At 69.7% G+C, this 22,795-nt stretch carries 15 protein-coding genes; 9 read left to right on the top strand and 6 right to left on the bottom strand.

All coding sequences use genetic code 11. The features are described 5' to 3' along the window. Positions 1-112: 112 nt before the first annotated feature. Positions 113-4,033 carry a hypothetical protein gene (locus AB0E90_RS20165; RefSeq protein ID WP_360407340.1) on the top strand — a complete coding sequence of 1,307 codons (3,921 nt, stop codon included), beginning with the start codon at positions 113-115 and terminating at the stop codon, positions 4,031-4,033. 246 nt (positions 4,034-4,279) lie between these two features. Here AB0E90_RS20165 and AB0E90_RS20160 read toward each other — a convergent pair whose 3' ends face one another. Continuing rightward, complete coding sequence (locus AB0E90_RS20160) at positions 4,280-6,304, bottom strand: hypothetical protein (RefSeq protein WP_360407337.1); 2,025 nt, start codon at positions 6,302-6,304, stop codon at positions 4,280-4,282. A gap of 183 nt (positions 6,305-6,487) precedes the next feature. Between AB0E90_RS20160 and AB0E90_RS20155 the strand changes: the two genes are divergently transcribed. Continuing rightward, the gene (locus tag AB0E90_RS20155; RefSeq protein WP_360407334.1) at positions 6,488-7,063 is read left to right on the top strand and encodes a PepSY domain-containing protein; all 576 of its coding nucleotides are present in this window, start codon (positions 6,488-6,490) and stop codon (positions 7,061-7,063) included. 67 nt (positions 7,064-7,130) lie between these two features. Here AB0E90_RS20155 and AB0E90_RS20150 read toward each other — a convergent pair whose 3' ends face one another. Both AB0E90_RS20150 and AB0E90_RS20145 read right to left on the bottom strand, forming a co-directional pair. Beyond that, positions 7,131-8,366 (bottom strand): HAMP domain-containing protein, encoded by a 1,236-nt coding sequence (locus AB0E90_RS20150; RefSeq protein ID WP_360407331.1) that lies wholly within the window; start codon positions 8,364-8,366, stop codon positions 7,131-7,133. A gap of 47 nt (positions 8,367-8,413) precedes the next feature. After that, positions 8,414-9,046: a response regulator transcription factor gene (locus tag AB0E90_RS20145; protein ID WP_360407328.1), complete on the bottom strand. Its 633-nt coding sequence runs from the start codon at positions 9,044-9,046 to the stop codon at positions 8,414-8,416. A 102-nt stretch (positions 9,047-9,148) separates the two neighbouring features. Here AB0E90_RS20145 and AB0E90_RS20140 point away from each other — a divergent pair, with 102 nt between their 5' ends. Together AB0E90_RS20140 and AB0E90_RS20135 are read left to right on the top strand one after the other, a co-directional pair. Then, positions 9,149-9,613, top strand: coding sequence for a hypothetical protein (locus AB0E90_RS20140; protein WP_360407325.1), 465 nt, complete (start codon positions 9,149-9,151; stop codon positions 9,611-9,613). Between the two features lie 70 nt (positions 9,614-9,683). Further along, positions 9,684-10,841, top strand: a complete 1,158-nt coding sequence (locus AB0E90_RS20135; RefSeq protein ID WP_360407322.1) for a hypothetical protein — start codon at positions 9,684-9,686, stop codon at positions 10,839-10,841. A 70-nt stretch (positions 10,842-10,911) separates the two neighbouring features. Here AB0E90_RS20135 and AB0E90_RS20130 read toward each other — a convergent pair whose 3' ends face one another. Beyond that, entirely contained in the window at positions 10,912-11,916 is a 1,005-nt protein-coding gene (locus AB0E90_RS20130) for a right-handed parallel beta-helix repeat-containing protein (protein WP_360407319.1), read from the bottom strand. Between the two features lie 527 nt (positions 11,917-12,443). Beyond that, positions 12,444-14,264 (bottom strand): glycoside hydrolase family 5 protein, encoded by a 1,821-nt coding sequence (locus AB0E90_RS20125; protein ID WP_360407316.1) that lies wholly within the window; start codon positions 14,262-14,264, stop codon positions 12,444-12,446. Positions 14,265-14,550: 286 nt separating this feature from the next. Here AB0E90_RS20125 and AB0E90_RS20120 point away from each other — a divergent pair, with 286 nt between their 5' ends. Beyond that, positions 14,551-16,080 carry a protein kinase gene (locus AB0E90_RS20120; protein WP_360407313.1) on the top strand — a complete coding sequence of 510 codons (1,530 nt, stop codon included), beginning with the start codon at positions 14,551-14,553 and terminating at the stop codon, positions 16,078-16,080. Positions 16,081-16,122: 42 nt separating this feature from the next. Next, on the top strand, positions 16,123-18,729 hold the full coding sequence (locus AB0E90_RS20115; RefSeq protein WP_360407310.1) for an ATP-binding protein: 2,607 nt from the start codon (positions 16,123-16,125) through the stop codon (positions 18,727-18,729). Here AB0E90_RS20115 and AB0E90_RS20110 read toward each other — a convergent pair. Further along, entirely contained in the window at positions 18,678-20,099 is a 1,422-nt protein-coding gene (locus AB0E90_RS20110) for an MFS transporter (protein ID WP_360407307.1), read from the bottom strand. The genes AB0E90_RS20115 and AB0E90_RS20110 overlap by 52 nt on opposite strands. 93 nt (positions 20,100-20,192) lie before the next feature. Here AB0E90_RS20110 and AB0E90_RS20105 point away from each other — a divergent pair, with 93 nt between their 5' ends. From AB0E90_RS20105 to AB0E90_RS20095, 3 genes are all read left to right on the top strand, one after another. Then, on the top strand, positions 20,193-20,855 hold the full coding sequence (locus AB0E90_RS20105; RefSeq protein WP_360407304.1) for a TetR family transcriptional regulator: 663 nt from the start codon (positions 20,193-20,195) through the stop codon (positions 20,853-20,855). A 10-nt stretch (positions 20,856-20,865) separates the two neighbouring features. Beyond that, positions 20,866-21,465 carry a DsbA family protein gene (locus tag AB0E90_RS20100; RefSeq protein ID WP_360407301.1) on the top strand — a complete coding sequence of 200 codons (600 nt, stop codon included), beginning with the start codon at positions 20,866-20,868 and terminating at the stop codon, positions 21,463-21,465. A 309-nt stretch (positions 21,466-21,774) separates the two neighbouring features. After that, positions 21,775-22,719, top strand: coding sequence for a glycosyltransferase family 2 protein (locus AB0E90_RS20095; protein WP_360407297.1), 945 nt, complete (start codon positions 21,775-21,777; stop codon positions 22,717-22,719). Positions 22,720-22,795: the final 76 nt, after the last annotated feature.

Here is a 22,795-nt window from a genome sequence, read left to right as displayed (position 1 = left end):
AAAGCGTGACTGGCTCGCCTGCTGCGACAAGGTCCACCAGACCAACGGCTTACCCAGCCTCCGCACGATTGCCACGAGTATGGGCCTGACTTCCCCTACCCGAGTCAATGACATGTTGCGGGGTCTGGCGTTCCCGGCCGACGTCGCCCAGGCCCGCGCACTGCTGGAAGCGCTGGGAGCGCTGAGCGCGGAGGCCGACCGGGGTATTCGCCTGTACAAGGCCGCCCGCGCCGAGCACGACCAGGCCACGCGTCGGCAGGATGCGCGAGAAGCTGACCGGCCGGACTGGTGGCTACAGTCCGGATATGTCGAGCAGGTCGCCGATATCGCTCCCCTGCGGCTGCTGGATCGCGAGGCCGAACTGGCCGAGCTGGCCGACTGGTGCACCGGAGGGGACGAGGCGTACGTGTGGTGGCAGGCGGAGCCGCGGGCCGGCAAGTCCGCGCTGATGGCCTGGTTCGTTCTTCATCCCCCGCCCGGGGTTTGGGTGATCTCGTTCTTCGTCACCGCCCGCTACGCGGGTCAGGCCGACAGCACCGCGTTCACCGACGGCCTGCTCGACCAGCTGTCCGCGATCACCGGCGCCAAGGTCCCGCCGTCCAGCTCCGGCCCGGAGCGGGACCGGATGAGACGCCGGCTGCTCGGCGAGGCCGCCGCCCGGGCTGTGAAAGCGGGCCGGCGTCTGGTGCTGCTCGTCGACGGCCTGGACGAGGACTGCGGTTCTGGGCCCGGTTCCGGGCTGCCCAGTATCGCGGCGAGTCTGCCGAAGCGTCCGCCGGACGGGCTGCGGCTCATCGTGGCCGGCCGACCGGACCCGCCACTGCCCGCTGATGTCCACACCGCTGCCGATCATCCCCTGCACGGCTGCCAAGTCCGATGGCTGAACGTCTCCCCGCATGCCCAACGGGTCACCGAGCTGGCCAAGCAGGAACTCGACGAGGTTCTGGCCACCGACCAGGACCGCCACGAGGGCCTGGGCTATCAGGTTCTCGGCCTGGTCACGGCCTGCGGCGGCGGCCTCGACCGCCGAGACCTGCAGCAACTGATCGGACGGCCCGCCTTCGAAATCGACCGGCTCATGTGCGGCGTGTTCGGGCGTACCGTTGCCGGCCGCGCTGATCCACACACCACCAAACGGGTGTTCCTGTTCACCCACGAAACCCTGCGCCAAGAAGCCCACGATCGGCTCGGCCCGGACACCCTCGCCGGCTTCGCCGCCCGCCTGCACACCTGGGCAGACAGCTACCAGCAATTGGCGTGGCCCGACGACACCCCGACGTACCTGCTGCGTGGCTACCCCCGCATGCTCGCCGATGCTCACGACCTTGACCGGCTGATAGCCCTGGCCACCGACCCCGCCCGCCACGACCGAATGCTTGACGCTTCCGGCGGCGACGCCGCTGCCCTGGCTGAGATCACCATGGCCTGCACCCTCACCCGGTCCCAATCATCCCCTGACCTGTCCGCCGCTCTACGTCTGGCCTGGTACCGAGACCAACTCACCGACCGCAACACCAACATCCCCACCCAACTCCCCGCGGTCTGGGCCGCCCTCGGACAAGCCATCCGCGGCGAAGCCCTCGCCCGGTCGATCACCAACCCGGACCGCCAGGGGCTGGCGTTGGCCGCTCTGGTCGCGCCGCTGGTCGTCGCCGGTGAGCATGATCGCGCGGAGCAGATCGCCCGGTCGATCACCGACACGCAGGTGCAGGAGCAGGCGTTGGCCGCTCTCGTCGCGCCCCGTGCGGTCGCCGGTGAGCATGATCGCGCGGAGCAGATTGCCCGGTCGATCACCGACCCGCAGGTGCAGGGGCTGGCGTTGGCCGCTCTGGTCGCGCCGCTGGTCGTCGCCGGTGAGCATGATCGCGCGGAAGAGATCGCTCGGTCGATCACCCGCCCGGACCGGCAGGGGCAGGCGTTGGTCGGCCTGGTCGAGCAGCTGGCCGTTGCGGGTGAGCATGATCGCGCGGAAGAGATCGCTCGGTCGATCACCCGCCCGGACCGGCAGGGGCAGGCGTTGGTCGGCCTGGTCGAGCAGCTGGTTGTCGCCGGCGAGCACGACCGCGCGGAGCAGATCGTCCGGTCCATCACCGACTCGCAGGTGCAGGGGCTGGCGTTGGTCGGCCAGGTCGAGCAACTGGCCGTTGCCGGCGAGCATTACCGCGCGGAGCAGATTGCCCGGTCCATCACCCGCCCGGATCTGCGAGGGGAAGCGTTGGCCGCCCTGGCCACGCAGTTGGCCGTTGTCGGCAAGCATTACCGCGCGGAGCAGATCGTCCGGTCCATCACCGACCCGCAGGTACAGGGGCAAGCGCTGGTCGGTCTGGTTGAGCGGCTGGCCGCTGCCGGCGAGCATGACCGCGCGGAGCAGATCGCCCGGTCCATCACCCGCCCGGACCCGCGCGGGGAGGCGTGGGCCGTCCTGGCCAAGCAGCTGGTCGTCGCCGATGATGATGATGACCGCGCGGAGCAGATCGTCCGGTCCATCACCGACCCGCAGGTGCAGGGGCAAGCGTTGGCGGACCTCGTCGAGCGGCTGGCCGCCGGTGGCGAGCATGTCCGCGCCGAGCAGATCACCCGGTCGATCACCGATCCGCAGGTGCAGGCGCAGGCGTTGGTCGGCCTGGCCAAGCAGCTCGCCGTCAGCGGCGAGCATGACCGCGCCGCCGCGGTGGCCGCGGCCGCCGAGCAGATTGCCCGGTCGATCACCAACCCGAAGGTGCGGGAGTGGGCGTTGGTCGGCCTAGCCGAGCAGCTCGCCGCCGCCGGCGAGCATGACCGTGCTGAACGGATCGCCCGGTCCGTTACCCACCCGTACCGGCAGGGGCAGGCGTCGGCCGCCCTGGTCGCGTCGCTGGCCGTCGCCGGCGAGCGTGACCGCGCGGAGCAGATTGCCCGGTCGATCACCGACCCGCAAGCGCAGGGGCAGGCGTTGGCCGCTCTGATCGCGCCGCTGGCCGTCGCCGGCGAGCACGACCGTGCCGAGCAGATCGTCCGATCCTTCAACTACCGCCCGGACCCGCGGGAGGAGGCTTGGGCTGGCCTGGTCGCATCGCTGGCCGTCGCCGGCGAGTATGACCGTGCGGAGCAGATTGCCCGGTCGATCACGGACCCGCAGGCACAGGGACAGGCGTTGGCCGCCCTGGTCACGCCGCTGGCCGTCGCCGGCGAGCATGACCGCGCGGAACAGATCGCCTGGTCCATCACCCGCCCGGACCGGCAGGGGCAGGCGTTGGCCGCCCTGGCCAGGCAGCTGGCCGTCGCTGGTGAACATGACCATGCCGAGCAGATCGCCCGGTCCATCACCGACCCGCAGATGCAGGGGCAGGCCTTGGTCGCTCTGGTCGCGCCTCTGGCCGTTGCCGGCGAACCTGACCGCGCTGAGCAGGTCGCCCGGTCCATCACCTGGCCGGACCCGCAGGGGCAGGCGTTGGCCGGTTTGGCCAAGCAGTTGGCTGCCGGCGGCGAGTATGACCGCGCCGAGCAGGTCGCCCGGTCCATCACCCGGCCGGACCGACAGGGGCAGGCGTTAGCCGGGCTGGTCGAGCAGCTGGTCATCGCCGGCCAACCTGACCGCGCGGCGGCGGTGGCCGCCACGGCAGAGCAGATCACCCGGTCCATCACCCACCCGCGCTGGCAGGCAGAGGCGTTGGCCGACCTGGCCAAGCAGTTGGCCGCCGGCGGCGAGTATGACCGCGCCGAGCGGATCGCCCGGTCCATCAGCCGCCCGGACCGGCAGGGTCGGGCGTTGGCCGGCCTGGCCAAGCAGCTGGCTGCCGGCGGCGAGCATGATCGCGCCGAGCGGATCGCCCGGTCCATCATCGTCCCGGATTGGCAGGGGCAGGCGTTGGCCGACCTGGCCGGCGTGGCTAGACCGGATCGGGCCCGATCGTTGATCGCGGACGCGCTGACTATCGGACGATGGACGATTCCGTTGCAGGCGCTGGCCCGCATCGACGCGACGGCCCTAGCGGCCTTCACAGACGAATGCGCGCCACACCGCATGCACCACCCGGACGCCGCTGGGGCGTAGGTCAGGACCCGGATTCGGCGAACCAGGGCACTCGCCGAACCAGCGCCGCTCCGAGTCGTAGAGGTGGGTCCAGTTCGTTCGGACCAGGTCGATCACGCGTTCGCGTCGTCCCGGCGCTGCGAGGTGTCTGCCCAGCTAGCACGCCATCGGTCTTCGCCAGCTCGTAGACGGCGGCGCATCTGGTTGCCACCGGCAGGCGGACATTGCGCACCTGGTCCCGGAGCCGGCGGATCTCCGGGAAGTCCGTCACTTGGCGAATGTGAAGTATCGGTAGGTGCCGTACGTCGTGTAGTTGACGTTGTCGCCGGAGCTGGTGTCGAGGTAGGCCGCGCGGACCCGGAAGTGGGTGCCGACCGGGTGGGAGCCGGTCAGTTCGGCATATGACTTGCCGGCCGAGCTCAGCGTCAGGTAGGCCGAGGTCCACGTGCGCCACTTGCCGCCCGCGTAGTACTCGACCTGCAGTTGCTGCTTGCGCTTCGGGTAGGCGGTCATCGAGGTCGTGAAGTACGGGTTGGTCTTCTTGTGGAAGTAGTAATAGCTGGTCCCACCAATTTTGGCGGTCTTGTAGTACTTCGTGACCGCGGTGCTGACCGACACCTTCGTGTAGACCGTCGAGGCGGTCGAGCGCGGCGCGTAGTGGCTGTCGCCGGCGTACTTCGCGGTCAGCGTCGTGTCCCGGGTCAGCTTGAGGCTCGCGGTCACGTTGCCGCCCGAGTTGACGACCGCCTTGGTGAGCAGGCGGGACGGGTCGGCGCCGTACGGGTCGGCCCAGATCTCGATCGTCTTGTTCTGGTACCAGTTGCCGAGGTGGGCGGTGAACGTGACGGTCGTGCCGTACGCGTAGACCGACTTGCTGGGGGTCAAGGTCAGCGGCGGGGTGACCCGGCTGACGGCCACGTTCGCAGTGGCAGAGGTGGCACCGAAGGTCTCGTCACCGGCGTACCCGACGCTGTAGGTGACCGTGCCGCCGGCCGGCGGCGTGTCGGTGACGGAGAAGCGGCCCTGCGCGTCGACCGTCGTGGCGGCGAGTGCCGTGCCGCTCGGTGAGTCGAGGTCGGTGCGGGTGACGCTGAGCTTGGTGCCGCTCGGCAGCGCCTGCGCAGCGGTGATCGTGCCGGAGACGGTGAGCGGCACGGCCCGGCCGGCGGAGGCCGGCGCGCTCAGCTTGATCGCCGGGATGACGGCCTCGGGCTCGTCGAGCACCCAGAGCCGGTATTCCAGCTTGCCGTTGTAGGTGATCCCGAACAGTCGCGAGCCGTCCGGCGCCCAGAAGACGTTGTTGTTGCCGTCCGTGATCGGCGCGTCGTAGGTGGACGGCACGGCGTAGGTCGCGCTCGCCGTCTGCGAGCCGGCCGGGTAGACGTAGTAGTCGGGTTGGTCGTCGAAGTTCCGGTAACCGACCGCCACCCGCCCGTCCCGGGCCGCAGCGACCGTCACCGCGTTGCATTCCTGGTTGTAGACCGCGGCGTGCTGGCTGATGTCGGTGACCGACGAGCGGTAGACGCTGCAGATGCCGTTGGCCAGGATCTGCTTGCCGTCCGGCGTGAGGTCGACGGCGAGTGTCCAGTCCGGCACCACCTTGCCGCTGCTGAGCCCCTCTTCGGTCCCACCCGACACGTCATAGGTGTACGCGTATCCCCGCGAGGTGGAGTTGGCGTCGCCGTCGGCGACCAGCAGAACGCCGGGAGCGCCGGGCGCGGACACCACATAGGGGGCCTGAAAGAAGGAGGTGTTGTCGGTGGTGGAGTCGTGCAGGTGCACCACCGGCTGGTCGCCGGAGATGTCGAGCGAGCCGAAGTTGCCCGCGTAATCGTAGTGCTCGTAATCACCCTCGTAGCCGAACCACAGCTTGCCGGCGGTCAGCGTGAGGTGCTCCGGATTGATGGCCGCATCGAGCTGATAGCGGGCCGTTTCGGTGAGGGTGGCAGCGTCGAGAGCGACGATCGCGTGCGCGCTGAACAGCGTCGCGTAGAGCGTTTTCGAGTCGGCCGAGAGCGCGAGACCGGAAACCCCGGGCAGCCCCTCGCGCACGGTGGCGACCGTGCCGGCGTACGTCGTCGCGACCAGCTTGCCCTTCTCCTGATCGCTGACCAGCACGTGCCGGTGCACCGGGTCGACCAGCACGCTGGAGACGTAGCCGATCGGCAGCAGGTGACCGGCGCTCACCGGGAGTGTCTCGGCGGCGAGGGCGGGGGCGATGGAGCCGCCGATGATCGCCACGGCCGGAACAGTGAGAACCGCAGCCGTGATCGCGGCGCGAAGCTTGCGCATGCCTGGACTCCCCGTGAACCAACGCCCCGACCACCGGTGCGGGCACAGATTACGCGTACGGAAAATGGAAGTGGATCATCCGGTTGGCTGGGCTTCTTAGCCGGGCCTTAACGGTCGCACAGCGTGCGCATAGCCCTCTTCCAGAGATCGTTTGCTGGTCCGAACGACTGGGAGGTCGAAGTTATGAACAAGAAGCGTATGGCGGCGATGGTGGCCGGCGGAACTCTGGCCGCGCTGGGGATCGCGGGGACGGCGCTCGCGGCCGGGTCCGACGATTCGGCGCCGCGGAAGCAGTCGACGCCGGCGGTTTCCGCGTCCGCGACCACCGGGCTGTCGGTGAGCGTGGCGGCGGCCAAGGAGATCGCGGTGCGGGCGACCGGCGGCGGGCTGGTGGAGTCGGTCGAGCGCGAGGTCGAGCACGGCCGCGCCGTCTGGGATGTCGACGTCCTCGTCAACGGCGTCGAGCACGACATCGACGTGGACGCGGCCACCGGCGTGGTGCTGCGGCACCGGGTCCAGGGCGCCTCGGCTACCCGGCACAGCGGCACCGACGACCGCACCCGCACGGCCGAGCCGGGCGACGACCACGGCGGCCGCGCCACGACAAAGGCCGCCGAAAAGGGCGACGACCACGGCGGCCGAGTAACCGCAAAGGCCACCGAGAAAGGCGACGACCACGGCGGCTCCGGGAAGAGCGGAAAAGGCGGGTCGGAGAAGGGCGACGACCACGGCAGCGGTGGCCACGGTTCCGACGACTGAGTGATGACGACTGAGTGATAGCGGATGCGCCGGACCTCCAGGGCTCGGCGCATCGCTGTGGGTGGACTCAGGAGATCTCGAGCCGGACCATCGCTCCGCCGGAGACGGAAGTGCCCACCTCGAAGCTGCTGGCCACCTGCCGGGCGATGTCCAGGCCCAGCCCGGTGGATCCGCCTCCGGAAGCGCCACGAACGGCGGCCTCCCCGGCGAACCCGGGCCCATCATCGGAGACCTCGAGCACCGCCCCACCCCCGGGCCGCGCACGTAGCGCCACCGCGAGCCCCGTCTCGTCGGGCGTATGGGCGAAAACGTTGCCGAGCAGCGCATCCAGCGCCGCCGCCAGATCATCGGCCGCAACGGCAACCGGCAACGGACCGACCGGCAGATCCTGAGCGAGGACCCGCCCGGTGTCCTCGGCCAGCACCGCCCAGAAGGCAACCCGGTCCGTGACCACAGCGGCCGCGTCGCAACTGGCCGCAACCGGTGCAACGTCACGGCGGCGGGCCTGCTGGATCACCGCGGTCACCGCCCGTGCCACCCCGTCGGCCGCGGCGGCCACCCGGGCGGCCTCGTCCGGGTCGCGCAACGACTCGGCCTCCAGGCGCAGCGCCGTCAGCGGTGTGCGCACCCGGTGCGACAGGTCGGCGAGCCGCTCCCGCTCGGCGGCGAGAAGATCCTGAATACGGCCGGCGAGCTGGTTCAGCGCCCCGGCGACCTCGCGCAGCTCGGGCGGCCCGGCCGGATCGGCGCGGGCGGTCAGCTCGGCGTTGGCGAGGCGATGGGAGACCGAGGAGAGCTCGGTGATGGGCGCGATGATGGTGCGCGCGAGCCGGTCGGCCACCAGCAGGCCCAGCAGCACCAGCGTGAGGCCGAGCGCGGCCAGCACGAGCCAGGCCCGGCCGACGCCCCTGGTCAGCTCGGCTTTCGTGACCATCGCGCGGACGACCGTGACGCCGGCGCTGCCGACCACCGGCACCACGAGTTCCTGGCCGGCGGCCGTGACGACGGTCAGTGCCTGGTTGCGGGCCGCGGCCAGCCGGACCGCCGGGGTGGTTGCGGCCGGCGCGCCGAGCACGGTTCCGTCGGGGAGAAAAACGGTTACCGGTACGGGCTGGACCGGCACCGCCAAGCGCAGCGCCTCCGGGTCACCGACCAGCGGAACGATCGTCTGCACCACGTCGTCGGCGCGGCTCAGCGCGCGGTCGGCGGCCACCTGCCGCACCAGCAGAGCCATCGGTACGAGGAATGCGAGCAGCACCAGCACCGTGGTCGCGGCGACCAGCAGGGTCAGCCGGGCCCTCACGCCGACGGCTCGCTGAGCTTGATCCCGACGCCGCGCACGGTGTGCAGCTAACGCGGCTCCAATGCGGTCTCGCCGAGCTTGCGGCGCAGCCAGGACAGGTGCACGTCGACCGTCTTGTCGGTGCTGCCGTACGGCACCTGCCACACCTCGCTCAGCAGCTCCCGCTTCGTGACCACCTGGCCGGCCCGCAGGGCGAGATGGTGCAGCAGGTCGAACTCGCGCGGGGTCAACTCCACCGCGACACCGCGCAGGAAGACGGAGCGTGCCCGCGGATCGATCTGCAACTCACCGACGGTGATGACCGAGGACTGCGTGTTGCCGGGGCCGCGGCGCAGCACGGCGCGGATGCGAGCGTCCAGCTGGGCGGCCGTGAACGGCTTGACCACGTAGTCGTCGGCGCCGGTGTCGAGCAGCCGCACCATCTCGGTCTCCTCGTCGCGCGCGGTGGCGATGATCACCGGCACCCGGGAGACGGCGCGGAGCATGCGCAACAGCTCGCGCCCGTCGAGGTCGGGCAGGCCCAGATCCAGCACGATCAGGTCGGGCTTCTCGGCCAGGGCGGTCTGCAGGCCCTCCATCGCCCCGGACGACGCGGCCACCGCATGACCTCGCTCGCGCAGGGCGCGCAGCAGGGTGGCCCGGATCGCCGGGTCGTCCTCGATCAGAAGCAGTCTCGCCACGGCTGCACGCTAACCGCTGCGACCTGCCGACCGGTGTCTTCTTAACCTTCCTTTATCCGTGCCGCGTGCCCGCCTTAGCACCGCACGGAGCAGAGTGGCGTTATGCGTTTGCTGGATCGGCTGGGCCGCCGCCCGATGGTCATCGTCGCCGGATGGATCGTGGCCGCGGTGCTGGCCGTGTTGGTCGGTGTCGTCGGCATCGGCGTGGTCGGCGCGGGCCTGACGTCTCGACAGGGCGTGGCGATCAGCGAGCACGACGTCGAGATCGCGCTGGGTTCGTCGGATTCCCCGTCGCCGGAGCCGTCCGCCCCGCCCTCCGTCGAAGTGAGCGAGGGAGCGGGCAGCCCCGCCTCGGCCGTGCAGTCCTTCGTCACGGACGGCGGGACGGTGACCGCCTCCTGCACGGAGATCAAGACCATGTCGCCCGCCCAGGGCTACTCGGTGCACGAGCAGGACGACCACGAAGGCGAATTCCGCGGAATTCGCGACAACCACGACCGGGTCAAGGTCGAGCTTTCCTGCGCCGGCGGGGTGCCGAATTTGCGGGTACGGGCGGAGAACGACTGACCCGGCCCCCACGCATCGATGGCCGTGCCGCACCATGGTCCTGCTCGAGGATCAGCCACGGGGGCCCATCATGAAGTTCACTCGAGGCCGGATCGCCGTCGTCGGCGCCGGCCTGCTCACGCTCGCCGGTGCGGCGGTGTTCGCGGTGACGTCCGCCGCCGCCGATCCGGCCGGCTGGACCAGCACGATCAGCGCCCTTCCGGCCGCGCCGCTGAGCGCCCGCCGTGACGTCGCCGCGGTCTGGACCGGCGCCGAGATGCTCGTCTGGGGCGGCTTCGCCGGAAACCAGGCGGCGGAGCGCTATTTCGCGGACGGCGCCGCCTACGACCCGGGCAAGAGCCGATGGCGTACGCTCCCGGCCGCCCCGTTGGCCGCCCGCTCCGAGGCGCAGGCCGTCTGGACCGGCACCGAAATGATCGTCTGGGGCGGCGCGGATGCCCGGCACAGCCCGAAGGGCGTCACCGACGGGGCCGCCTACAACCCGAAGACCAACCGGTGGCGGCGCATCGCCGCGGCGCCGGGCACCGGCCGCACCGGCGGGCAGACACTGATGACCGCCGGCCGGATGGTGGTCTTCGGCGGATCGGGGGTGACCGGCGCCGACGCCGCGAAGACGATCCTGACCTACGACCCGCGAGCCGACCGATGGACGTCGTTCGCGCGGCCGCAGCGGGTCGTGGCCGCGGCCGCCACCGGGTCGACGCTGTTCCTCGCCGAGTTCGACGACCACAGCCGCGTCTCGGTCGCGCAGGTCGGGCTGGACGGGTCGGAGCTCGTGCGCGGGCCGGCCATCGAACAGGTCGCCGACCGGGTCGGGCTGACCGTCGACTCGGGCACGGCCTACCTCATCGTCACCGACTCCGAGCAGAAGACCCGGGTGCACGCCGGGGCGATCACCGACGGAATGGCGCCGGCCGCCTGGACGGAGAAGAAGACGTCGGCGGAGGCGGAGGCGCCGTATCAGATCTACACCGGCTACTCCGGACTGATCACCGCGCTGTCGCCCGAGCTGCTGCTGATGTCGGCCCGGCCGGAGATCACCGTGCTGAACTCGCGAACCGGCCGCGTGCTGCTCACCGAGTCGACGTGGGAGGCGGCCAAGTTCTGCGGGGAGAGCGGTGCCCTCATCTGGACCGGTTCGCAGCTGCTGAACTGGGGTGGCCAGACCTGCCGTCCCAACGGGCCGGCGCTGACTGCTGAGGGCATTGCTGTCGCCGTACACCCGTGACCGGTTTTGAATATGGCGAAGCCGAGAGGCACGGTGGATGCCTCTCGGCTTCGCTCGGGGGACGGAGAATTTAGATCTTGCCGGTGCCCGCGCTGGCCGTGACGATCGACTTGACGCTGCTGTTCGCGTCGACCGTGTAGGAATACGGGATCGCGGCGACGCTCGCGCCGTTGAGAACCTGTTCCGCGCCGGAGTTCACCAGATAGTTGTTGAGCACCTTGACGTTGCCGGAGGGCGAGTCGCCGGTCTGCGTGACCACGCTGTGGGGCGTGTTCTCGAAGTAGTTGCGCTCGACGTAGACGCCCGCGTTGCAGGTGCTGGCGATGCCGTACGTGCCGCTGTTGTAGTAATAGTTGTTGTAGACGTGCACCGGGTTGCCGAAGCGCACGCGCGGTCCGCGCTGGTCACAGTTGCGGAAGTAGTTGTGATGGTAGGTGACCCGCAGGTGACCGGTGTCCTCGGACGCGTTGCTGTCGCTGTGGCCGAGCAGGTTGCACTTGATGTGGTCGTGCTCGTAGTTCCAGGACACCGTGATGTAGTCGGCGGCGTGCGTGATGTCGACCAGGCCGTCGTAGTAGTCGGTGCCGCTGGTGGTGTCGCTGGACAGATCGAGGTGGTCGATCCAGACGTGCGTGGCGCCGTCGATGTGGATTGCGTCGCCGTTGCCGGTGCCGGCCTTGACCTTGGCGATCTTCAGGTTCCGGATGATGACATTGTTGACATCATTGATCTTGAACCCGCAGCCGGTGAGCCCCGAGCTGGACCCGACCCCGACGATGGTCTTGTTGGCGGCCACCGTCACGTCGGCCGAGCAGCTGAAGTTGCCGTTGACGGTGATCGTCTGCGAGGTGCTCGACTTCGCCGCGGTGGTCAGCGCCGACAGGCTGGTCACGGTGACGGTGGTGCTGGTGGAGCCGCCGCTGGTGCCACCGCCCTGGGTGGACCACCCCTCCTGGTTGAAGGTGGCGGCCGAGGCCTGCGGAACGTACGCGAGAAACGCGACGGCGGCAGCCGCGACGGTGACTGTCGCGGCGAGGGGGGCACGCCAGGAGCGCAGGGAAGCGTGGGTGGACATCAGAGCCTCCGATGTGTGGTTTTCACCCAGACCGAGGGAGCGGCCCGCTGAGGACGAGGAGCAGGTAAGCGCTTTCCTGAACCGGGACCGTATCCACTTGTTACGAATGAGTCAAGGATCGGTGTCCATCTATGTCCCCCGATGCAAGACTTGCCCCACTCCCGCCCTCCCGGCCACCAGGTTGACCGAAACCGGTCAGGCTCCCGAAGTCCGCTGGCTTCCGGCTGATGCGGGAATGGGGTGTCATGCGACTAGACCTGCGGGGTGACCCCAGATCCGGCGCGCCGTCGCCGCAAGGGAATCAATCCAGGCGTCCTCCGCGTGTTCCACCTTGCCGCCGGGAGGGTCCAGTGCGTTTCGTCCGTCGCCGAGGAGGCGAAGCGGGTCAGCAGCACCCGTTCGTCCGCGATGCACACGGCGTAGGCCGCCAGCCGAAAGCTCACCCGGCGGAATCTATCGGGCCGGGCAAGAAGGCACGGCCGCACCCCAGGGGGAGGGTGCGGCCGTGGCCTTGGAGGGGGGTCAGGTCAGTTGGGGTTGCCCACCCCGGTGAGGATGCGGCTCCGCAGGTAACGGCCCGCCTCGGTCAGGACTCCGGCGCCGGCGAAGCTCGTGCCGGCGCAGGTGCCCTGCTTGAAGGCGGAGTTGGTCTCGCGGCCGTCGGAGAGGCTCCACATGCCGTACGAGATCTTGTTGGCCTTCAGCAGGTCGAGCCAGGCCGTGGTGCTGGTGAAGTCGTTGGTGCCATCGCCGGTGAAGGTCTGGGTGCCGAACTCGCTCACGAACAGCGGGAGTTCCTTCGCCGCCCGGGCCACCACGGCTCGGCGGTCGGCGCCGTGTGACGCGGCGTAGAAGTGGAACGTGTACATCACGTTCTTGAAGTCGACCGGGTCGGCCAGGATCTCCTTCTCGTCGCTGCCGTCGGTGAGGCCCAGCGAGGAGAAGCCGCGGGTGCCGACGAGCACCACGCTGTCCGGCGCGTTCTTGCGGATCACCGGGATGACCTGATCGGCGTACGTCTTGATCGCGTCCCAGCTGACGCCGTTCGGCTCGTTGGCGATCTCGTACAGCACGTTGTTGTTGTTCGCGTGCTTGGCCGTCACGTTCTGGAAGAAGGTCTTGGCCAGGCCCAGGTTGAAGTTGGGGTCACCCGGCGTGAGGATGTGGAAGTCGACGACCACGTAGAGACCCAGCTCCGTCGCGTTGTCGACCAGGCCGTTGACCTTGTTGGTGAAGCCGGTCGGGTCGGTCTCCAGGCCGCCCTCCTGCACGTACATGGACAGCCGGATGAAGTCGGCCTTCCAGTCGTTGCGCAGCGCGTCGAGCGAGTTGGCGTTCACGCAGTTCGGGAAGAACTGCAGGCCGTGGCTGCTCATGCCGCGCAGCTGGATGGCCTTGCCGGCCGCGTTGCACAGGTTCACGCCGCAGACGCTGAGCTGGCCGTTGACCGCCACCGGCGAGCCGGTGGGACTGTCCTCATCGGGGGCGGCCGTCGCTGAGGGCGCGACGGTGGCCTCCTCGGTCGGGGTTGCCGAAGCCGAATCCGAGGGGGCAGGCGCGGCCGCCGAGGCGAGGGTGCATGCCGACAGACCCTCGGCGTTCAGGTCGGGCTTGGCCGCGTTGCGTCCGATCGCGGTTTCGATCCGGTTGATGGTGGCGAACCGCTTGTCCTTCAGCGGGCCGAGGATGGCGTTCTGGATGAAGTTGGCGCCACCCTGGCCGACCGTGGTGCGCAGCCGCTCGTTGGCCTCGGCGATCTGCGTCTTGAGCAGTGCCAGGTTCCGGTCCACATCGGCCTGCTGCTGCGCCGGGATCGCGACGCCGATCTTCACGTCGGGGCAGCTGACGGTCGGCACGGCGGCGGCCGCGGCCGAGGCGTCCGCCGACGGCAGCGCGGTGTTCTGCTGCTGCGACGTCCCGCCACCCTGGTTGAGGGTGCACGCCGACAGGCCTTCGGCGTTCAGGTCGGGCTTGGCCGCGTTGCGTCCGATCGCGGTTTCGATCCGGTTGATGGTGGCGAACCGTTTGTCCTTCAGCGGGCCGAGGATGGCGTTCTGGATGAAGTTGGCGCCACCCTGGCCGACGGTGGTGCGCAGCCGCTGGTTCGCCTCGTTGATCTGCGTGTTGAGCAGTTCGAGGTTGCGCTGCACGTCAGCTTGCTGTTGCGCGGGCACCGCGTTGACGGCGACCGGCGGGCAGTTGACCGTGGGCACTGCCGCGTCCGCGGAGGCGACGCCCAACCCGACGCCGACGACGACAACGGCGACACCGGCGACCGCGCCGATCTGCCACCGGCGCATCTTCAGCCGGCCGAAGGTAGAGCCGGAACCGGACCTGGATCTGTACATTGGAACCGCGCCTCCCGAGAGATGCCTACGGCCGGCAATACGGGAGCGCTCCCATGAGCGGATCAAGCCTTAAGGTTTATTTCATACGCGCACGTCAATCTGCGGCTCGCTCCACGCTCGAGCGATAGTTCTCACAACTCTCAATGGATGAGACCGCGGGGGCGCGCAAGTCCGCCTGATCACGGCATCCACCAGCGCAGATGGCTGTGGCACGCGACGATCAATGATTGATAAACGCCGTTTTCGCGGTGCCGGGATCCAGGCGAACGGCCGGTACGGTGCCGTCGTGTCCGAGGTGATCGCCGAACGTTACCGCCTGGTAGAGGCGCTGGGCGAGGGCGGCATGGGCCGGGTCTGGCAGGCGCGCGATGAGCTGCTCGGCCGGGACGTCGCGCTCAAGGAGCTGGTGCTGCCCCGCAGCCTCTCCGCCGCCGAGGTCCGTGACCTGCGGGAACGGGCCATCCGGGAGGCGCGGGCGATCGCCCGCATCGACCACCCCAATGTGGTACGCATCTACGACGTGCTCCACGACGGCGGTTCGCCCTGGATCGTGATGGAACTCGTGGTCGGCCGCTCGCTGTTCGAGGTGGTCCGCGAGGACGGGCCGATGACCCCGGAGCGCGCCGCCCGCGTCGGTCTCGATGTGCTGGCCGGACTGCGGGCCGCGCACCGCTCCGGCGTGCTGCACCGGGACGTGAAGCCGGCCAACGTGCTGATCGGCGACGACGGCCGGGTGGTGCTCACCGACTTCGGGCTCGCGGCGGCCAGCGGCGACTCCGGCATGACGAGTACGGGCATCGTGCTCGGCTCCCCGTCGTACCTGGCGCCGGAGCGGGCCCTCGACGACGAGATCACCGCGGCCAGCGATCTCTGGTCGCTCGGCGCGACGCTGTACGCGGCGGTCGAGGGGCGCCCGCCGTACGACAAGTCGACGCCGGTGGCGACGCTGGCGGCGCTGGCCACCCAGCCGCCCCGCCCGGCCGAGCAGGCCGGCGTGCTGCTGCCGCTGTTGCAGGGCCTGCTTCGCAAGGACCCGGTGGAGCGGATCGGCGCCGACGAGGCCGAGCAACTGCTGCGAGCGGCCGCCGACGGCGAATTCAAGGCAGTGAGCGTCCCGGACAAGGAGGAGGACGGGGAGACCGTCGAGCTTCCCGTCAAGGCCGGGCGGAAGAAGACCGCCCTCTGGTGGGCGGGCATCGCCGCGGTGCTGCTCCTGGCCGCCGTGACGGCCGGCCGCCCGATTCTCGACGCCAGCGCCAGTGCCGAGGAACGCCCGGCGGCCGTTCCGGGGACGGTGGAGTCGCCTTCGGCGGCGCCGCGATCGGCGGGGACGGTCCCGCCCGTACCCGCCAAATCCGCGCCGCGAGTGTCGCGCAGCGCAACAAAGGCGCCGACCGCGCCCGCCACCAAGCCCGCGCCCAGCAGTGCCACCACGGCGCACACCACCGCTGTGGTGGGCAGCCCGATGCAGAACATGCAGACCGGCACCTGCCTGCAGCTCGACACCGGCAGCGGCGCGATCGTGCTGTGGACCTGCAACGGCGGCGACAAGCAGAAGTTCGACCTCCCCGGCGACGGCAGCCTGCGGGTTCTCGGCCGCTGCGTGCGGATCCTCGGCAACGGCGACGGCGGACGCATCGGCACCGGCGCCTGCGACGGCTCGGCGGCGGCGCAGTGGGACCTGAACAGCTCCTTCGACCTGGTGAACCAGGAAGCCGTCAAATGCGCCGACGTGCCGGACAGCAGCAGCGCCGACGGGATGGCCGCGCAGATCTGGGAGTGCACCGGCTCCGGTAACCAGAAGTGGCGGCACTGACCGCCGCTCAGTTGAGGCGGATATCGGCCGATCAGTGCGAGCATGCAGCACGCACGAATCCTGGACGCCGAGAGGCTGAGTGTTCTGCAGGCCACGAGCCTGCTCGACTCCGCCGTCCCGGTCCCGTCCCTGGACCGGTTGACCGGGCTCGCCGCCCGGCTGGTCGGTGCGCGTGTGGCCATGGTGACGCTGATCGATTCCGACCGGCAGAAGTTCGTCAGCGCCTGCGGCCTGCCCCCGGCCCTGGACGAGAAGCGGGAATCCCCGCTGACCTACTCGATCTGCCGGTACGTGGTCGAGGACGACGCCCCGCTGATCGTGCCGGACACCAGCCGAAGCGACCGGTTGCGCGACAATCCCGCCGTCACCGTGCTCGGCGCGGCCGCCTACGCGGGATTTCCGCTGCGCGCCCCGAACGGCCGGGTGCTGGGCTCGTTCTGTGTGGTCGACTCGAAGGTCCGCGACTGGAGCGCCGACGACCTCGCCACCATCGGTGACCTCGCCCATGCGGCGGAATCGGAGATCGCGCTGCGTCTCACGCACGGCGATCAGGTGCTGGCCGCGGCCCGGATGCAGGCGGTGCTGGAGAGCGCCCACGACGCGTACGTCTCGATCGACCACGACAGCAGAGTGGTCGCCTGGAACGGCGCCGCCGAGCGTCTGTTCGGCTGGAGCATCAGCGAGGCGGTCGGCCGGTCGATCACCGAGCTGATCATCCCGGAGCGGTTCCACGAGGCGCATCTGGCCGGCATGGCCCGGGTGCGGGCCACCCTGCAGTCCCAGCTCTCCGGCACCCGCCTGCAGCTCTCCGCGGTCGACCGGCACGGCCGCGAGTTTCCGGCCGAGATGAGCCTGCAGGTGTGTTTCGAGCGGGACGTCCCGTTTTTTCACGCGTTCCTGCATGACATCAGCGACCGGATCGACGCGCTGATCGAGCTGGAGCGGCAGCGTCAGGAAGTGGACGACGACCACACGTTCCTGCACTCGCTGCTGGACAGCCTCGACACCGGCGTCGCCGCCTGCGACCGCGACGGCAACCTGACCTTCTTCAACCGCGCGCTGCGTGAGGTGCACGGCCGCGACGCGGCCTCGGGTGAGCCCGGGGAGACCTGGGCCGAGCAGTACGACCTGTACGCCCCGGACGGCGTCACTCCGCTGGGCGCCGACGAGGTTCCGCTGGCCCGCGCGCACGCCGGTGAGACCGTGCGCGGCCAGCACCTGATGGTGCGGTCCGATGCCGGTGAACAGCGCCGGTTCGTCTGCAACGCCCGGCCGATCGACAGCCAGGACGGCCGCCGGCTCGGGGCCGTCGTCGCCATGCACGACATCACCGACGCCTACCGTGCCGAGGAACTGCGCCGCGCCCGCAACAAGGTGATCCAGGTGCTGTCCGAGGCCACCAACGCCGAGCAGGCGGCCATCGACGCGGTCCGGGTGATCACCGACCGGCTGAGCCTGGCCTGCGGTGAGTACTGGCAGGTGAGCGAGGACCGGGAGCGGATCGAGCGGCTCAGCTCGCACGTCACCGGCGGCCTCGACCTGTCCGCGTTCACCGGCGACCAGCCGGTCGCCTTCGACCGCGGCGAGGGCGTGCCCGGCCTGGTCTGGAAGCGCGGCGCCGAGGTGTGGGGCAGCGAGGCGCCGCCCGACATTGTGCACAGCCGGTCCGACAGCGCGAGCAGATCCGGGCTGCGCACCGCGATCGGAGTCCCGGTCCGCTCCGGCCGGCGGGTGCTCGGCGTGCTCGCGTTCTATACGTCCGAGGAGCTGCCGCACGACCCGGACATCGCGGCGATGCTGGACGCGGTCGCGGCGCACCTCGGCCGGTTCGTGGAGCGCCGCCGCAACGAGGACCTGACCCTTGCGCTGGCCGAGTCCCGCCGCGAGCAGGTCGAGCAGTTGCGCGAGCTGGACCGGTTGAAGGAGGAGCTGTCCGCGGTGGTCATCCACGAGCTGCGCAATCCGCTCGGGGTCATCCGCGGTTACACCGAGATGCTGCTGGACAACCCGCGGCTGGACGACCTCGGCCGCCGGCACGCGTCGGTGGTCGAGCGCACCACCACGCACGTGCAGCGGCTGGTCGACGACCTGCTCGACCTGGCCCGCATCGACGCGGGCCACCTCGAGATCGATCCGCTGCCGCTGCCGATCGGCCGCCTTGTCCACGACGTCGTGGACAATCACCGGCCCACCGCGTACGGCAGGAAGCTGACCATCAGCGAGCGGCTGGACACCCAGCTTCCGGTGCTCGGTGACCCGCAGCGGCTCCGGCAGGCGCTCGACAACCTGATGTCCAACGCGATCAAGTACACCCCCGAGGGCGGAACCGTCACGGTGCTCGCCCAGGAGACCGGCGGGCGGGTGGTCATCGAGATCAGCGACACCGGCATCGGCATCCCGGCTGAGCAGTACCCGCACCTGTTCAGCCGCTTCTTCCGGGCGAGCAACGCGACCGCGAAGGGGATCAAGGGCACCGGCCTCGGCCTGGCCGTGACCAAGGCCATTGTGGAGGCCCACCACGGAACGCTGGTGGCCTGCCCGGCGCCGACCGGCGGCACCACCTTCGCGGTGAGCTTGCCGCCGGCCGGCCATGACTTTCAGACGAGCGCGGGCTCGGCCTCGGCCGGCGGGGCCTCGACGACCGGCTGACGCACCGCGCGCAGCGACCAGAGCGCCACCGGGATGCCGAGCGCGACCAGGATCGCCGCCACCACCAGCGAGAACTGGTAGCCGGCCAGGTAGCGGTGCAGCTCGGTGCCGGTCGCGGCGTTCGAGCGGTTGGTCAGGATCGCGCCGAGGATGGTGATGCCGAGCAGGCCGAACACCTCGCGGGAGACGTTGAGCATGCCCGAGGCGATCCCGGCCCGGCCGGCCGGCATGGCGCCGATGATCACGTTGTTCAGCGGGACGAGCGCGCCGCCGCCGACGCCGTAGAGCGCGAACCAGGGGAGCAACTGGAGGTAGCTGGTGCCCTCGCCGTAGCTGGCGATGCCGCCGATCGCCACGGCCATCAGCAGCAGCCCGGCCGCGACCGTGCCGGCCGCGCCGAACCGGGCCTCGATCCGCGGTGCGAGGACCGCCATCACCGCCATGATCAGCGCCATCGGGATGAACGCGGAACCCGCCTCGATCGGCGAGAAGCCGAGCACGTTCTGCAGGTAGATCGCCATGTAGAAGTAGATGCCGAAGACACCGAACGCCCACAGGCCCATCACCAGCAGGCCGCCGGTGAACACCCGCTCGCGCAGGAAGCTCAGATCCATCATCGGGTTGGCGGACCGTAGCTCGATGACCACGAACGCGATCGCCGCCGCCGCGGCGACACCGAAGGAGGCCAGGATGGTGCCGGAGGTCCAGCCGTGCGACTCGCCCTCGATGAGGGCGTAGGTAAGGGCGAACAGCGCCAGTGACGAGGTGGCGACGCCGGGGAGGTCGAATCCTTTGGCCGAGCCGCGGCGACTGGCCGGAAAGGTCGCCAGGGCGAGCGCGGCGGTGGCCACCCCGATCGGCGCGTTGATCAGGAAGATCCAGCCCCACGAGGCGTTCTCGCTGAGCACGCCGCCGGTGAACGGGCCGAACGCGAGGGCGAGCGCGCCGACGCCACCCCAGATGCCGATCGCGGTGGCGCGCTCCCGGGCGTCCGGGAAGAGCTGGGTGATCAGGGCCAGCGCGGCCGGCGTCAGCATCGCGGCGCCGACGCCCTGGACCGCGCGGGCGGCGATCAGGAGCTCCTGGTTCTGCGCGAGGCCGGCCCCGATCGAGGCGAGCGTGAAGACCGCCAGGCCGCCGAAGAACACGTTGCGGGTGCCGATCACGTCGGCGATCCGGCCGCCGGCCAGCAGCAGGCCGGCGAAGACCAGGACGTACGCGCTGGTGATCCACTCCAGGCCGGAGATGCTCAGCCCCAGGTCGCGCTGGATCGACGGCAGGGCCACGTTGACCACGTTGTTGTCGAGGTAGGTCATGAAGGTGCCGAGCGCCACCGCGACGAGCGCCCACCACCGCCTGTTGTTCTCCATCGGAGGCTCCTCCTGTACGGCGTCCCTGTACGACGTCAATGTACAACGTACATGTACCTCGTACATGACACCTATACGTTGTATGGTTGTCAAGTGGCAGCGGAGAAATTGACTCGAGCGGCGGTCGCGGAGCGCGCGTTGAGCCTCGGCGACCAGGAGGGCGTGGAGGCCGTCACGATCCGCCGGCTCGCGCAGGAGCTGGGCGTGACGCCCATGGCGCTGTACTGGCATTTCAAGAACAAGGACGAGCTGCTGGCCGGCATCGTCGACCACGCGCTGGCGACTGTCCGGGCCGACCGTTCCGCCGCCGATCCGTGGCAGAAGCAGCTGCGGGCCATGGTTGAGGCGCTCGTCACGGTCATGCGCGAACACCCGTCGCTGCCCGAGCTCATGCACGCCGTCGCCAAGGACGAGGGGGAGAGCTTCCAGCGCGCCTCCGACGATGCGCTCGCCCTGCTGACCGCGGGTGGTTACGGCATCCAGGAAGCGTGGTGGGTCGCGACCTACATCCTGCACGCGTCGATCGGGATGGTGCAGGCGCAGCCCGACTGCCCGGCCAGCGTGCCGGTCACCGAGGCCCCGGAGTGGCGGCGCAAGAAACGCCTGATGCTGGAGAGCCTGCCGGCGGACAAGTTTCCGATGATGGTGGCGTTCGGCGCCACCTACTCACGGGCGCCGGACACCGAGCGTTACTACGCGTTCTGCATCGATCTGGTGATGGCCGCCGTGGAAGCGACGGCGCCGGGCGCGGCGTAACGTCGGGGGTGTGACACGAGTCGACTTCTATTTCGACCCCGCCTGCCCCTTCGCCTGGATCACCTCCCGCTGGATTCTCGAAGTGGAGAAACAGCGCGAGATCGATCTCCGTTTCCATGTGATGAGCCTCTATGTGCTCAATGAGGGCCGCGATCTGCCCGAGAGCTATCGCGAGATCATCAATCGATCGCTCGGCACCGTGCGGGTGGTGACCGCGGCCTCCGTCAAGCACGGCGAGAAGGTTCTCGGCGACCTCTACACGGCCCTCGGCACCCGCATCCACAACCAGGGCAACAAAGATCGCGACGTGTTCCTCCCGGAGGCGCTGGCCGAGGTCGGCCTGCCCGCCGAGTTGCTGTCCGCGGTCGACAGCACCGAGTTCGACGAGGAGTTGCGGCGCAGTCACCACGAGGGCATGGACCCGGTCGGTGACGATGTCGGAACTCCTACCATGCACATCGATGGAGTCGCGTTCTTCGGTCCGGTGCTGTCCAGCATCCCGCGCGGCGAGGCGGCCGTGAAGGTCTTCGACGGCGCGGTGGCGCTCGCGTCGTACCCGGACTTCTTCGAGCTGAAGCGCACCCGTACCGGTGGCCTCAACTTCGACTAATCGGGACAAATAGTCCAGCGGGCTGCCCGTTTTCGGCCCGCTGGACTCCCTTTTATGATCATTTGCGGCACTCGATACCGACGGCGGATGTCGCGGGACACGTGGCCGAGCGGGTGGTTCAAACGGCTGGTCAGCAAGGGGAAAACCGGTCGAAGGCCGCTCCGCAGGTACCGGCGAGTGGAACGGTCAGGCCTTTCTGGGGCACGAGTCGGCACAGCTGCCGTTCCCATTCATGAATGATTATCGCGAGGTCGTATCGTGACTCGCGGTCGTTCGTGTTTGGACGTGCGGAGAGGACCCGGACAGCAGATGGATCGCACTATCAGCGTCGTGATCTGTAGTTACGCGGATTGGCGCTGGGATGACTTCCGGCGTGCGTGTCTTTCCGTGCAGGAACAGATTGCGGACAGTGATGAGCTGGTGGTCGTGATCGACCACAACGACGCTCTCCTCGAGCGCGCGCGGTCGGAATTCCCCAGCGCCCGGGTGGTTCCCAACGCGGGCCGCAAGGGCCTCTCCGACGCCCGCAACACCGGCGTCGAGACGAGCCGCGGTGACGTGGTCGCCTTCCTCGACGACGACGCGGTTGCCCGCCCCGGGTGGGTGGCCGGTCTGCGCACGGCGTTCGCGCCCGACGACGTGGCCGTGGCCGGCACGACCGTCCGGCCCAACTGGGAGGGCGGCAGCGCCCCCCGCTGGTTCCCCGACGAGTTCGGCTGGGTCGTCGGCTGCAGCTACCGCGGCCTGCCCGAGATCAAGACGACCGTCCGCAACCCGATCGGCGCGTCCATGGCGGTGCGGCGCACCATCTTCGGGAAGGTGGGCGGTTTCTCCGACGCGATCGGCCGGGTCGGCACGAAGCCGGTCGGCTGCGAGGAGACCGAGTTCTGCATCCGGGTCTCCGCGCAGGATCCGGACAACAAGGTGGTGTTCGACCCGTTCTCGGCGGTCGACCACTACGTGCCCGCTGCTCGCCAGACGATGAAGTATTTCGTCAGCCGCTGCTACCACGAGGGCCGCTCGAAGCGCATCGTCTCGATCCTGCAGGGGACGCAGGCCGGCCTGTCGTCGGAGCGCCACTACGTCCGTGTGACTCTTCCGTCCGCGGTCGTCAAAGGCGTCACCGGATCGCTCCGGCGTCCAGCAGGCCTTCTCCGCGCCGGCGTCGTGGTGATAGGCCTGAGCAGCACCGTCCTGGGCTACGTGGTCGAGTCCCTCCAGCGAGGGCAGGTCACCGTTTCCACCGCAACCTGAGTCGTGCCCGCTGATGAGAGCTCGAACACGAGGCATTTCTCCGGCCGTCCGCCGTCGCGTCCGCGACGGGCGGCCG

Origin of the sequence: Actinoplanes sp. NPDC026619 (assembly GCF_040638295.1) — a bacterium.
Lineage (GTDB): Bacteria > Actinomycetota > Actinomycetes > Mycobacteriales > Micromonosporaceae > Actinoplanes.
Note: the sequence above shows the minus strand (reverse complement) of the source record. Positions and strands in the feature narration are given on the sequence as shown.

Coding starts and splice junctions, on each gene's coding strand:
- AB0E90_RS20165 (WP_360407340.1), top strand. CDS start 113: ATGTTGCGGGGTCTGGCGTTCCCGGCCGACGTCGCCCAGGCCCGCGCA.
- AB0E90_RS20160 (WP_360407337.1), bottom strand. CDS start 6,304: ATGCGCAAGCTTCGCGCCGCGATCACGGCTGCGGTTCTCACTGTTCCG.
- AB0E90_RS20155 (WP_360407334.1), top strand. CDS start 6,488: ATGAACAAGAAGCGTATGGCGGCGATGGTGGCCGGCGGAACTCTGGCC.
- AB0E90_RS20140 (WP_360407325.1), top strand. CDS start 9,149: ATGCGTTTGCTGGATCGGCTGGGCCGCCGCCCGATGGTCATCGTCGCC.
- AB0E90_RS20135 (WP_360407322.1), top strand. CDS start 9,684: ATGAAGTTCACTCGAGGCCGGATCGCCGTCGTCGGCGCCGGCCTGCTC.
- AB0E90_RS20130 (WP_360407319.1), bottom strand. CDS start 11,916: ATGTCCACCCACGCTTCCCTGCGCTCCTGGCGTGCCCCCCTCGCCGCG.
- AB0E90_RS20125 (WP_360407316.1), bottom strand. CDS start 14,264: ATGTACAGATCCAGGTCCGGTTCCGGCTCTACCTTCGGCCGGCTGAAG.
- AB0E90_RS20115 (WP_360407310.1), top strand. CDS start 16,123: ATGCAGCACGCACGAATCCTGGACGCCGAGAGGCTGAGTGTTCTGCAG.
- AB0E90_RS20110 (WP_360407307.1), bottom strand. CDS start 20,099: ATGGAGAACAACAGGCGGTGGTGGGCGCTCGTCGCGGTGGCGCTCGGC.
- AB0E90_RS20095 (WP_360407297.1), top strand. CDS start 21,775: ATGGATCGCACTATCAGCGTCGTGATCTGTAGTTACGCGGATTGGCGC.